11 protein-coding genes and 1 pseudogene are annotated in these 12,251 nt (G+C 51.2%); all 12 read right to left on the bottom strand.

Features of this window, described 5'->3' with window-relative positions; translation table 11 throughout:
* Window positions 1–83: 83 nt before the first annotated feature.
* Window positions 84–1,457, bottom strand: a complete 1,374-nt coding sequence (gene cpsG, locus RHD99_RS08020; protein ID WP_309878302.1) for a phosphomannomutase CpsG — start codon at window positions 1,455–1,457, stop codon at window positions 84–86.
* A 73-nt stretch (window positions 1,458–1,530) separates the two neighbouring features.
* Entirely contained in the window at window positions 1,531–2,961 is a 1,431-nt protein-coding gene (gene cpsB / locus RHD99_RS08015; protein WP_309878300.1) for a mannose-1-phosphate guanyltransferase, read from the bottom strand.
* 2 nt (window positions 2,962–2,963) lie between these two features.
* Window positions 2,964–4,184 (bottom strand): colanic acid biosynthesis fucosyltransferase WcaI, encoded by a 1,221-nt coding sequence (wcaI, locus tag RHD99_RS08010; protein WP_309878299.1) that lies wholly within the window; start codon window positions 4,182–4,184, stop codon window positions 2,964–2,966.
* Entirely contained in the window at window positions 4,181–4,660 is a 480-nt protein-coding gene (locus RHD99_RS08005; RefSeq protein ID WP_309878298.1) for a GDP-mannose mannosyl hydrolase, read from the bottom strand. The genes wcaI and RHD99_RS08005 overlap by 4 nt, the downstream gene beginning before the upstream one ends.
* Before the next feature lie 2 nt (window positions 4,661–4,662).
* Entirely contained in the window at window positions 4,663–5,628 is a 966-nt protein-coding gene (gene fcl / locus RHD99_RS08000) for a GDP-L-fucose synthase (protein ID WP_270144421.1), read from the bottom strand.
* 2 nt (window positions 5,629–5,630) lie between these two features.
* Window positions 5,631–6,752 carry a GDP-mannose 4,6-dehydratase gene (gene gmd / locus RHD99_RS07995; protein ID WP_183269843.1) on the bottom strand — a complete coding sequence of 374 codons (1,122 nt, stop codon included), beginning with the start codon at window positions 6,750–6,752 and terminating at the stop codon, window positions 5,631–5,633.
* A 157-nt stretch (window positions 6,753–6,909) separates the two neighbouring features.
* Entirely contained in the window at window positions 6,910–7,449 is a 540-nt protein-coding gene (wcaF, locus tag RHD99_RS07990; RefSeq protein ID WP_309878297.1) for a colanic acid biosynthesis acetyltransferase WcaF, read from the bottom strand.
* Between the two features lie 67 nt (window positions 7,450–7,516).
* Entirely contained in the window at window positions 7,517–8,269 is a 753-nt protein-coding gene (wcaE, locus tag RHD99_RS07985) for a colanic acid biosynthesis glycosyltransferase WcaE (RefSeq protein WP_309878295.1), read from the bottom strand.
* Window positions 8,270–8,279: 10 nt separating this feature from the next.
* The gene (gene wcaD, locus RHD99_RS07980) at window positions 8,280–9,500 is read right to left on the bottom strand and encodes a colanic acid polymerase WcaD (protein ID WP_309879105.1); all 1,221 of its coding nucleotides are present in this window, start codon (window positions 9,498–9,500) and stop codon (window positions 8,280–8,282) included.
* Window positions 9,475–10,691: pseudogene (locus tag RHD99_RS07975) on the bottom strand (glycosyltransferase). The gene wcaD and the pseudogene RHD99_RS07975 overlap by 26 nt, the downstream one beginning before the upstream one ends.
* Entirely contained in the window at window positions 10,688–11,173 is a 486-nt protein-coding gene (gene wcaB, locus RHD99_RS07970; protein WP_309878294.1) for a colanic acid biosynthesis acetyltransferase WcaB, read from the bottom strand. Before wcaB ends, RHD99_RS07975 begins: the two are co-directional and overlap by 4 nt.
* 2 nt (window positions 11,174–11,175) lie before the next feature.
* On the bottom strand, window positions 11,176–12,012 hold the full coding sequence (gene wcaA / locus RHD99_RS07965; RefSeq protein ID WP_309878293.1) for a colanic acid biosynthesis glycosyltransferase WcaA: 837 nt from the start codon (window positions 12,010–12,012) through the stop codon (window positions 11,176–11,178).
* Between the last annotated feature and the right edge of the window lie 239 nt (window positions 12,013–12,251).

Here is a 12,251-nt window from a genome sequence, read left to right as displayed (position 1 = left end):
CCATATAGAGGGGATCGTAAGGTTTTCCCCCTCGCCCTCAGGGAGAGGGCCGGGGTGAGGGTTGTCTTAATCCGTTCCCCAAATCACTGATTCAACAGTTCCATAATTTCTTGTATTCGCGCCTGCATCAGTGGTTCATTGCGCTTAGATTCCACATTCAGGCGCACCACCGGCTCGGTGTTGGAGCTCCGCAGGTTAAAGCGCCACTCCGCGAACGCCATGCTCACGCCATCGGTGTGGTCCACCTCTGTAGCATGAGGCGCAAAATGCTGCTGCACCCGGGCGATGGCCACTTTCGGGTCCGCCAGCTTGCTGTTGATTTCCCCGCTTGCCGGCCACGCCGCCATACGGTCGTGCACCAGCTCCCCCAGGGTTTTCCCTTTCAGGCACAACAGCTCCGTCACCAGCAGCCACGGGATCATCCCGCTGTCGCAGTAAGCAAAATCACGGAAATAGTGATGGGCACTCATTTCGCCGCCGTAAATCGCATCTTCCTGGCGCATACGCTCTTTGATAAACGCATGCCCGGTTTTTGACATCACCGGCGTGCCGCCTGCGCGCTCCACGATATCCACCGTGTTCCACGACAGACGCGGATCATGAATAATCTTCGCCCCCGGCTGCTTTTCGAGGAACGCCGCCGCCAGCAGGCCAACGATGTAGTAACCCTCGATAAATTGCCCTTGCTCATCGAACAGGAAGCAGCGGTCAAAATCGCCGTCAAAGGCAATCCCCATGTCCGCGCCGTGTTCAATCACCGCGTTGCGGGTGTCTGCGCGGCACTCCGGCAGCAGTGGATTCGGGATACCGTTCGGGAAATGTCCGTCCGGGGTGTTATGGACTTTGATAAACGTCAGCGGCACGTTGAGTGCCTTAAAGCGTGCTTCGATGACATCAATAATCGGGCCCGCCGCGCCGTTACCGGAGTTAATCACCAGCTTCAGCGGCTTGATATTGTTGACGTTGATGTACGAGAACAGGTGGTCAATGTAGGCTTCAACCACGGAAATCTTCTGGTAACGACCTCGTTGGGTTGCATCAACAGGCTGGAAGTCATTGGCTTCCGCCAGACGCTGCACATCGCGCAGGCCGGTGTCACCACTGATGGGGCGCGCACCTTCGCGCACCAGTTTCATACCGTTGTAGTCCATCGGGTTATGGCTGGCGGTCACTTCAATGCCACCGTCCACGCCCAGATGCCAGGTGGCGAAGTAGATCTCTTCGGTGCCGGACAGGCCGATATCCAGCACGTCCACGCCCGCATCCTGCAACCCTTTTGCCAGCGCTAACTTAAGCCGCTCGCTTGTCAGGCGCACATCACCGCCCAGCACAATGGTCTTCGGTTTCAGGTACTCGCCATAAGCGCGGCCAATACGTTCGGCTATCTCTTCGTTCAGCTCTTCACCCAGCTTTCCACGGATGTCGTAGGCTTTAAAACAGGTTAATTTCTGTGTCATATCCACTCCTTCGGGCAACAGTTACCCAACCCGCAGGCTCGCGGGCTGCGGGAATGATTAAATTGTGATGGGGTTAGATACGCCCGTAACGGTCTTCGAAACGAACGATATCGTCTTCTGCGAGGTAAGTGCCGGAACGCACTTCAATCAGATCGAGCGGGATTTTTCCGGGGTTTTCCAGGCAATGCGTCACGCCCAGAGGAATGTAGATGGACTCGTTCTCGCCCAGCAATTTTGTCTCTTCACCCAACGTGACTTTTGCGGTGCCCGCCACCACAATCCAGTGCTCAGCACGGTGGTGATGCATCTGCAAAGACAACCCTTCGCCTGGCTTGACGGTAATGCGTTTCACCTGGTAGCGCTCGCCTTCATCGATGGAGTCGTATTTTCCCCACGGGCGATACACTTCGCGATGATTGTGGTGTTCGTGGCGGCCATCAAACTTGATTTGCTCAACCACTTTTTTCACGCTTTGCACGTGGTCGCGGTCGGCAATCAGTACCGCATCTTTGGTCTGCACGATGACTAAGTCTTTCACACCAACGGTGGTGACAAGCCCTGACTCCGCATAGATATAGCTGTTTTCAGTATCGTGACTGATCACATCGCCGTGATGCACATTGCCCTGTGAGTTTTTGGTGCTGATTTCCCACAGAGATGACCACGAGCCCACGTCGCTCCAGCCTGCATCCATCGGCACGACAACGGCATCAGCGGTTTTTTCCATCACGGCATAGTCGATAGACTCATCCGGGCAGCTCAGGAAGGCCGCTTCGTCCACGCGGACAAAATCCAGGTCCGGGTCTACGTTTGCCATCGCTTTTTCACAGGCGCTGAGAATATCCGGGCGGAATTTTTTCAGTTCTTCAAGGTAGCGCCCGGCGCGGAACAGGAACATACCGCTGTTCCAGTAATACTCACCGCTGGCGATGTACGCCTGTGCGGTTGATAAATCTGGTTTTTCCACGAACTGCGCGACACTAAACGCAACCGCATCCGTCTCTGCCGCCTGCGGTTGCCCACGGCGAATATAGCCATAACCGGTTTCCGGCAGGTCAGGAACGATACCAAACGTCACCAGTTTCCCCGCTTCGGCAAACGGCAGCGCGCTGCGAACCGCTTCGCGAAATGCCTCTTCGTTTTGAATCACATGATCGGCCGCGAGGATCAGCATCAGCGGATCGTGTTCCGGCTGATTGCGTAATGCCGCGAGGGCTGCCAGCGCAATTGCAGGGGCCGTGTTACGGCCAGCGGGTTCCAGAACGATATTTTCCGTCAGCTTGTTTAGCTCACGTAGCTGTTCAGCCACGATAAAACGATGTTCTTCGTTGCAAATCACCACCGGGCTTTCGCACGCCACACCGTTCAAACGGCTAATGGTGGTTTGCAGCATGGTCAGCTCCCCTTTCAGACACAGGAACTGTTTCGGGTAAAGCACGCGGGACAACGGCCATAAACGGCTACCGTTCCCGCCAGCCATGATCACCGGATAAAGTTGGCTCATTTTTAACCCCGAATGTCAGTAATAAATTGATTCAGTACGCTGTCTTTCTCCAGCGTGCGCTCGGCATATTCACATGCCACTGTATTGAGTACCGGCAATTGTAGGCAGCGCTCGATGCCATCCGCTAGCGCATCAACCGATTCAGGCTCGACACACACGGCAATGCCGGAATATGCCTCGCAAAGTTGGCCGAGCTCAGTTTCCGGTTCTGCGGTAATCACCGCATTGCCGCCCACGGCAAGAATATTGGTCAGCTTGGAAGGCAACACGGCATCTGCCGCACCCCGACGCTGAATAACCAAGTGGCAATCCGCGAGATGCAGTAACGCTGGCAGTGCGTCGTAAGGCTGTAACGGATGGAACACCACGTTTTGCAAACCCTTCTCCTGCGCCTGTTTTTGCAAGCGCGCTTTGCCACCGCCCTGGCCGACAATCACAAATAACCATGGCTGATGAGCGAAACGCGCAGCCACCTCAATGACGGTTTCCAGCCCCTGCTTCTCCCCGATATTGCCGGAATAGAGAATGATTTTTTTATCAACAGGCAGTTGTAAGCGGGTGCGCACCGCAAGAACATCCTCGTGGGAAATACCGCGAAAACGTTCAACTTCCGACCAGTTAGGGAAGAAGATCACTTTTTGCTGGTCCACGCCCTTCTCTACCGCTTTGTTCATCATCGAACGCGAAATGGTCGAAACGTTATCGACGTTATGCAGACCACTTTGCTCAAAACGTTGAGCCAGACGGGCTACTTTCCCCTGCTTTTTACCTGCCATTCCCAGGCCAAGCATGGCGTCCACTTCGTAATCCTGGATATGCAACAGCGTACGTGCGCCGCTGAGTTTCGCGAGCAGGCGCATACCTGGTACGCAAAACAGCGTTGGCACTACGCCAATAATGCGATCCGGCTTCCAGCGACGTTGCGCCAGCAGCGGGAAGAATGAACTCAGCGCAAAGCTGCCGAGATGGATCAGGCGCTTTAACGTTGACGGCTGTTTTGGCACATATAATGGGCAGCGCCAGACGGTGGCCGCGCCGACTTCTTTCTTGTACTTCCAGGATGAATAATCGGGATGCACTTCCCAGACCGGATAGTAAGGTGGTGCGGTGATCACCCGCACCTCATGGCCCTGGCGCGTCATCCACTCAACCATTTCACCGGTGTATTTACCGATGCCGGTTAGTTCCGGCGAGTAGTTGATGCCATACACCAGTATTTTCATAACCCGATGACCTTATTAGCTTTATCCGCAAGGAAATATGCGCGACTGTTGTCATGGACATCGTCACGCGCTAACAACGACTCTGACGTTAACCAGCGATATGCGCTGTGCTGCGCGGTTGGCAATTGCAGCGCGCTCGCATCGACACGCAGGCGGAATCCCAGCACCACGTAGTGCGTTGAGAAATCCGTCCCGGAGAAGTTGTCGTCATAGAAGTGCTGCCACACGCCGTAAAACTCGCCGTCGGCCATCACGAAACGCTTACCCAGTTCGGCTTCGGTTAAGCGAGCAAAAGCCTGCTCCAGCGTTTCATCTTTCTGTACCCGGCCACCCGGCACGAACCAAAAGTTCTGCGCCGGGCGCTGAGTGCGTTGCCCCAACAAGAACTCGCCGTCCTGATTTTCAACAATCAGGTCGATGGAGATAAGCGGTGTGGAACTCACGACCGTTGCGAAGTCTTCAGCACTCAGGAACATGCTTACCCCCGGAACCGTTGCTGGTTTTCGAGGAACCACTGGTAAGTACTGGCAAGACCCGGCTCGAGTGTGATCTCCGGATACCAACCCAGACGGCGCAGTCGCGTCACATCCAACAGTTTGCGCGGCGTGCCGTCCGGTTTGGTGGCATCGAACACCACGCGCCCACGGTAGCCCGTCACTTTCGCGATGGTTTGCGCCAGCTCGCGGATGGTGCAATCGACCCCGGTACCGACGTTAATATGTGAAAGCATGGGCTGGGTATTTTCGGCCCACACTTCACTCGCCAGCTCCATAATGTGGATGCTGGCTGCCGCCATATCATCAACGTGCAGGAACTCACGCATTGGCGTACCGCTCCCCCACACCACGACGTCAGGAGAGTTCTGCTCTGTCGCTTCATGGAAACGACGCAGCAAAGCGGGGATCACATGTGAATTGCTCGGGTGGAAGTTATCGTGCGGGCCATACAAATTGGTTGGCATCACCGAACGATAATCGCGACCAAACTGGCGGTTGTATGACTCGCACAGTTTGATGCCAGCAATTTTGGCAATCGCATACGGTTCGTTAGTGGCTTCAAGCGTGCCTTGCAGCAGCTCGCTTTCCGCCATCGGCTGGTTGGCCATCTTTGGATAAATGCACGATGAACCGAGGAACAACAGCTTATTCACGTTGTGCGTATGGGCACTGTGAATAATATTCGCCTCAATCATCATGTTTTCGTAGATGAAGTCAGCAGGATACGTATTGTTCGCAACAATACCGCCCACTTTCGCCGCCGCCAGGTAAACCTGATCGATTCGCTGTTCGGCAAAGAAAGCGTTAACCGCGGCACCATCCAACAGATTCAGTTCATCACGGCCACGCAGCACCAGCTCAACGTCAGCACGTTGTTCAAGCTGACGGACAATGGCAGAGCCGACCATCCCACGATGGCCAGCAACAAAGATACGGTGTTTATTCATGCTCAGGACTCCAGCGCGATGGCAACCTCGTAACCGTGTGATTTGAGCAACGAGTGTTTTTTCGCCGCTTCCAGGTCTTTAGCGACCATTTCGCCGACCATTTCCCTGAGCGTGATTTCTGGTTTCCAGCCCAGTTTTTCATGTGCTTTGGTTGGGTCACCCAGCAAGGTTTCCACTTCAGCAGGACGGAAGTAACGCGGGTCGACAGAAACAATCACGTCGCCTGGTTTAACGCCAGGAGCATCATGGCCAGTTACGGAAACAACAATGCCTTTCTCATCAACACCGGTGCCTTCAAAGCGCAGTTTGATACCGAGTTGCGCGGCGGACATTTCCACGAACTGGCGCACGGAGTACTGCACACCGGTGGCAATCACGAAGTCTTCTGGCGTGTCTTGTTGCAACATCATCCACTGCATTTTCACGTAATCTTTGGCATGGCCCCAGTCACGCAGGGAGTCCATGTTGCCGAGGTACAGGCATTTTTCCAGGCCCTGAGAGATGTTGGCGATAGCGCGGGTGATTTTACGGGTCACGAAGGTTTCACCACGGCGTGGGGATTCGTGGTTAAACAGAATGCCGTTACAGGCGTACATACCGTAGGATTCGCGGTAGTTTACGGTGATCCAGTAGGCGTAAAGTTTCGCAACCGCATACGGGGAGCGCGGATAGAAAGGGGTGGTTTCTTTCTGCGGGGTTTCCTGCACCAGGCCGTAAAGCTCGGACGTGGATGCCTGATAGAAACGGGTTTTCTTCTCTAAACCTAAGAACCGAATCGCTTCCAGCAGACGCAACGTTCCCATCGCATCAACATCTGCGGTGTATTCCGGGGATTCAAAAGAAACCGCGACGTGGCTCATGGCGCCCAGGTTATACACTTCATCCGGCTGCACTTCGGAAAGAATACGGGTCAGGTTTGAGCTGTCCGTCAGATCACCGTAGTGCAGATGGAATTTTGGATTGCTGGCATGAGGATCCTGATAAATATGATCAACACGTTCAGTATTGAATGAAGAAGCACGACGTTTGATGCCATGAACTTCGTAACCTTTTTCCAGCAGCAGTTCCGCCAGATATGAACCGTCTTGTCCGGTAACACCCGTGATGAGAGCTACTTTAGTCATAATGTTTTTCCTCTGTTAACATTTTTGTACCACCCTCACCCCGGCCCTCTCCCTGAGGGAGAGGGGGAAAGTCGAACAATCCCCTCTCATGAGGGAGAACACCGTACAATCCCCTCTCCTGGGGGAGAGGGCTAGGGTGAGGGCGAAGGCGAAAGTTCTATACGCGCTCCCGAATCACTACCGCCGGATTTCCCCGACAAACGGCATTCGCCGGTAATGATTTATAAATACTGCTGCGGGCACCGACGACGGTGCCATTACCTATCGTCACACCAGGTGAAACAAATACATCTGTTGCCAACCAGCATTTTTCGCCAATAACAATCGGTGCAGCGGTAATATCAAAATGCTTGCTCATATAATCGTGACTGCCGGTACATAAATAACACTTTTGTGACACCACAGAATTGGCACCGATGGTAATATCACCCAGCGTATATAACACCGCGTCATCCCCTACCCAGGCATAATCACCCAACGTTAACTTCCATGGGTATGTAATTTTGACCGAGGGGCGAATCACAACACCTTTACCAATTTGTGCGCCAAATAAACGTAATAAGAATGAGCGCCAGCGATAAAATATTTGCGGTGACCAGGCAAATAATGTTGCCTGCACTGCCCACCACAGTTGTACTTTAATAGGGCTCCCACCCCGGAAACCTTTCGGTACCGAGAAGCCATTTAATTCCTGCATATTATCCTCTTGAGGATTTTATCGGATATTACTTGTGCGAATTCGATCTGCAGACTCAGCCGAAAATTTAAGTCTTGTTATAAAGTGCTTTTGCTTTTCCGGTAGTACGCAAACGAAATTTGAATGATAACTCCGCGATAATACCAGGTACGCCTAATATCTTACGCTGCACATTTTTTGCATCATGACACAATTCAACATTATTCGATGTTGACACGCCCCCCATGGAAAACTCAGAGACCAGGCCTTTAATACGTTTAAAGGCGTAACCACTTTTGTACATTTTCGCGGCCAAAGCATAATCAGATGAGACTTTATATTGCAGATCGTAAGGATGTTTCCGCAACCCAGAAACCGGGAAAAATATTGCCTGATGGCTGGCCGGTAAGCTGTGGTAAATATACCAACCGGGCTTTGCAAGGCGCGCTATTTTTGTCCCATCACCGAAATCTAATAAAGCATCACCAATCACCATTGCATTATCAGTCAAGGGCATTGCAGCGAGCTGATGTGCGACGTTTGCTATCTCCGGGTGGAAAATATCACCTGAATTGAGGAACAAGGCATAACGGCCATGAGCCATTTCAATCCCTTTGTTCATGGCATCATAGATACCGTTATCTCGTTCACTGACATAGCGTAAGTTGTACTTTCCATTGAGATTTTTCAGGAATTCTGCCGTACCGTCTTGCGAATCCCCATCAACCACAATCCACTCAAATGTGATGCCTGGTGCCTTCGCTAAATGAGCCAGCGACTGCCAGGTTTTTTCAATTCCGGCGAGATTTTTATAAGCAACAGTGATGACACTTAAGAGCATTTTATAAACCTCAGTTGCGGGTAATATTGAGTGCCTTACGCAGAATAAATGGACACACAATTAAGAACGCATATTCAGGGCTAAAAATTGAGCCGGTAAAAAACAGTGACAGCGGTGTAAAAAGCCATAATTGCACACGGAAATTTTCATTATTGCCAAATGCCGTGCGCATCATTTTAATGACTTTCCACATGTACCACATTGTCAGTAATACAGCGAACCAGGAAAAATAAATAATCAGAAGATACAAACCATTGTCTACTGTTTTACCGACATCCGCACCGTTAAAGATTCCGAATGATGCGACATATTCATATAAAGATCCGAAACGCACTACCCCAGCGATATTGCTCAATGAATATCCGACCATTGCTAACGGGCCAATAATACGATAATACGATGACGAACCTTCGGTTCCTAAATCACCCAAGCGTGTAGCAATATAAGGAAACGCGAATACTAACCCCACTAAAAATACGGACAGAGAAATAATTGCCAGAGGCAACTTCTTCTTGATGGCATTTTTATTAAGGTACTGAAATGCCCATTCAAGAAGATAAAACAGAATAAATGTCATTACTCCTGAAAACGATCCTGAAAGAACTATCCCTGACAGAATCATAACATCAATTTTTGGTGTTTTGATACCGAACTGTTTGATGCTGAGCCAAATTGAGATTAATGCCAGAGCAAAAAATGCGGGTTCAAAATAGAGCGCTGTCGTTCGCTTACCTCCAAAGCTAATAAAGTTCAGAACATAGCTATTACTGTATATAAGAAACTTCGAAATTTTCTCAATCAGGCTACTGCCGCCCGTGAGAATAATCTGTGCCATTTCCGCTGCGGCCAGCATCACGATAATGCCCACCACGCAATAAAATACCCTTAGAATTTTATGGTGATTATGCTGTGAAATAGTTTTGAAGCGGCAGCTCCAGGTCATCGCCAGAATCAGCACGATATAAACAAACAATAATGTAGAGGTGACGTATTTACTGGCATTCAGGGATTGGCCAAAGATGTAGTTAAATGCCGTCAGTCCCCCACCAATGCCTAACGCAATCATCAATTTTTTGACACTGATGCGTTCGATGTACAAAAAGAGGATTGCGGGCAAGAAGGTAACTATCGTAACGGGGAAGCTTTCTCCGAGTGAGGCCAACTTGACGTTGACCACCAGATAGATGAACGGTAACAGCAGATAACTACAGATTTTGATAGAACGAGACATACTCCTCCAGCATCTGTTGTCCACTGAAAGCCTGGCGACTGGCGCTTTTGAACGCCTGCAACGTTTTGCCAAACACCTGCTGAGCCAACTGCTCTTTTGGCATTTTCACCAATTCAAGCACCCGCGCATCGCTAAAGGTTTTACCGCCCACTTTTTGCAGCACTTCATCTGCGGCGTCACTTTGAGTGGCAATCACCGGCACGCCAATCGACAGCGCTTCGCACAAAATCAGCGGGTAGTTATCCACCTGTGAGCTAAACACCAGCGAGTCCATCTGGTTGAGTTGGCTCATCAACGCTTTTTTATCCGTCATGTAGCCGTGGTTCACGACGTTCGGACCGTTAAATGGCGAGAATTTACCGAAGGTATGCAATTCGATTTCATCGCCCAGTGCCATTATTGCCTGCACAAGTTGTTGATTCGTTTTGCCGTCATAGCGCAGGTCGTGGGCAACGATCGCCACTTTTGGCTTTTCGCCCGCCGCTTGCGTGAGAGGCAGTTCCGCGAGGATCGTCTCGGTTGCGACATCAATTCCGTTATTAATAATTTTGCAGCGCCCTGCCCCATAAATTCGGTTAAAGGCATCGGCCACGTGCTGGCTTGGGGAGATAAACTGGCAACCCAACGCCAGCATTTCACGGAACAGCTGGCGCTTTGCATCCACCAGTAAATGAGCGCGATCTCGTTTCACCGGTGGATAATTATTCAATGAAGGACATTTCTGGCAGCCTGTTTTCCAGCCATCACACCCATCGAGAAACGCACAGCGTCCGGTGATGCTCCAGTGATCGTGCAGCGTCCAGACAAAAGTGACATCCGCTTTATGCGCTTTCACGCGCTGGCAAAACGTCACCATTTCTTCAAGATTCAACCAATAGCTGTGGACGACATGGAAATGCAGCACCACCGGGCCAGTGGCGCGCGTCACTTTGCGATACAGATTATTCAGGTTGCCGAACGGGTCGCGGTTAAAAAAGCGAAATAACACAATGTTGGCAATCGACGTCAAACGCGGCGTGTGTTTTTCAACACCAGAGAATTTATCGTGACTGGCGCTTTTCTTCCCCCTTTACCGTACCCGTAGATAAAACGTGAATTAAAACCTGCCGCTTGTGCGCGTTGGTGAAGATCGAGCGCCACTCCCGCAGCACCGCCTTCGGCAAGGCGAACGTTAAATTGCATAATATTCATTTCAGAACCTTTATCTGCGCTTTCTGCCCCACCACCAGAGCGTCATCGGGAACGCTATCCAGCACCACGCTGCCAGCTCCGACGATGACGTTATTACCGAGCGTGATGTCGCCAATAATCACCACGTTGGCACCCAGTTCGACGCCATTACCGATAACCGGACAGGCAAGGCTTTTGCCGCGATTACCGATGGTGACACCATGACGGATGGTGAAATCATCCCCGGCGACCACGAATTTATTAATCACCACGGCATAACCGTGGTGAATAGTGAAACGCCGTCCAATCGTTGCTCCTGCCTGGATTTCATAACCAAACAGGCACTCGGTGAAGAAGCGATACAGCAGAATGATCGGGGCCGCCCAAAGATTGTTGATGACGCTTTTTTTTCGCCACACCGAGCAAAAATGTGCGATGCGATAAGCCAGCACCATGCAGCAAGGTCGTAAGCTCCAGGAGTTTGCGCGAAGATCTTCAAGCACCGTTATTTCCCCCGTAATCCATCGGCCAGGCGTTTGGTGTTTCGTACACTTAACAGCGCGAATAAGGTGCGCAAAGACATGCGCTTATTGCGGATTTGATAAAGCGTAAACAGTTGGTATTTCTTGCTGGCCCGGTCGAATTTGTCTTTGTGCTTTTGATAAAAATGGAAGTACCCCGCGAATTTCTTGGGCGATTTAGTTATCTGCATTTCGCCGTGATTGATATGCAGAATTTGCGTCGCCTCTTCCACTTTCCACGGTTGGCCGTACTCCACCACCATGCGCAAGAAAATATCGTAATCCTGAGCGGCTGCCAGCGTCGTATCAAACAGGCAGGCTTTGAAACGGCTTGCGTAGGTAAACACCTGATTACCAATGATATTGCGCTTATAAAACAGCTTTAATGAAAATGGCGATTTTGGGTACAACGGCAAACTGGCGGGCTGCGAGTAAACCTGCCCTTCGCAAACGTAGTCATTGGCATACAAAAAGGCGTGGGTGACCAACTGGTGTTGATGCGCCAGAAATACCGACAGGCGGTTGGGCGTCCATTCATCATCATCATCAATACCTGTAATCAACTCACCTGTTGCCTGGCTGATAGCCTGATTACGCACCGAACATGCTCCGGAGTTGAAATCGTTGCGGACGTATCGAACTCGCGCATCGCCCAGTTCTTCAACAAAACGCTGCAATTGCTCATACGATGAAGAGCAGTCATCAACGATTAACATTTCCCAGTGCTCATAATCCTGGCGAAGCACCGATTTGATGGCGCGGATCGCCAACTGCTGACGGTTCCATGTCGGCATATAAATAGAGATAAGTGGGTTATTCATGGCGTTCCCCAAAGAAGTCTCGTTGATTGCAAGTTAACCCACCCTCATCCCAGCCTTCTCCCTGAGGGAGAAGGAGAAAAGAATGCCCCCTTTCCCTGAGGGAGAAGCCGATTTAATCCCCTCTCCCTGGGGGAGAAGGAGAAAAGCGCTCCCCTTTTCCTGACGGAGAAGGAGAAAACCGATCACTTTTCCTGAGGGAGAAGCCGATTTAATCCCCTCTCCCTGGGGGAGAGGGTTAG

This window comes from Buttiauxella selenatireducens (assembly GCF_031432975.1).
GTDB lineage: Bacteria > Pseudomonadota > Gammaproteobacteria > Enterobacterales > Enterobacteriaceae > Buttiauxella > Buttiauxella selenatireducens.
Note: the sequence above shows the minus strand (reverse complement) of the source record. Positions and strands in the feature narration are given on the sequence as shown.

What these genes read in the sequence shown, in the direction of transcription:
- cpsG (WP_309878302.1), bottom strand. Translation starts at nt 1,457, where the DNA reads ATGACACAGAAATTAACCTGTTTTAAAGCCTACGACATCCGTGGAAAG.
- cpsB (WP_309878300.1), bottom strand. Translation starts at nt 2,961, where the DNA reads ATGAGCCAACTTTATCCGGTGATCATGGCTGGCGGGAACGGTAGCCGT.
- wcaI (WP_309878299.1), bottom strand. Translation starts at nt 4,184, where the DNA reads ATGAAAATACTGGTGTATGGCATCAACTACTCGCCGGAACTAACCGGC.
- RHD99_RS08005 (WP_309878298.1), bottom strand. Translation starts at nt 4,660, where the DNA reads ATGTTCCTGAGTGCTGAAGACTTCGCAACGGTCGTGAGTTCCACACCG.
- fcl (WP_270144421.1), bottom strand. Translation starts at nt 5,628, where the DNA reads ATGAATAAACACCGTATCTTTGTTGCTGGCCATCGTGGGATGGTCGGC.
- gmd (WP_183269843.1), bottom strand. Translation starts at nt 6,752, where the DNA reads ATGACTAAAGTAGCTCTCATCACGGGTGTTACCGGACAAGACGGTTCA.
- wcaF (WP_309878297.1), bottom strand. Translation starts at nt 7,449, where the DNA reads ATGCAGGAATTAAATGGCTTCTCGGTACCGAAAGGTTTCCGGGGTGGG.
- wcaE (WP_309878295.1), bottom strand. Translation starts at nt 8,269, where the DNA reads ATGCTCTTAAGTGTCATCACTGTTGCTTATAAAAATCTCGCCGGAATT.
- wcaD (WP_309879105.1), bottom strand. Translation starts at nt 9,500, where the DNA reads ATGTCTCGTTCTATCAAAATCTGTAGTTATCTGCTGTTACCGTTCATC.
- wcaA (WP_309878293.1), bottom strand. Translation starts at nt 12,012, where the DNA reads ATGAATAACCCACTTATCTCTATTTATATGCCGACATGGAACCGTCAG.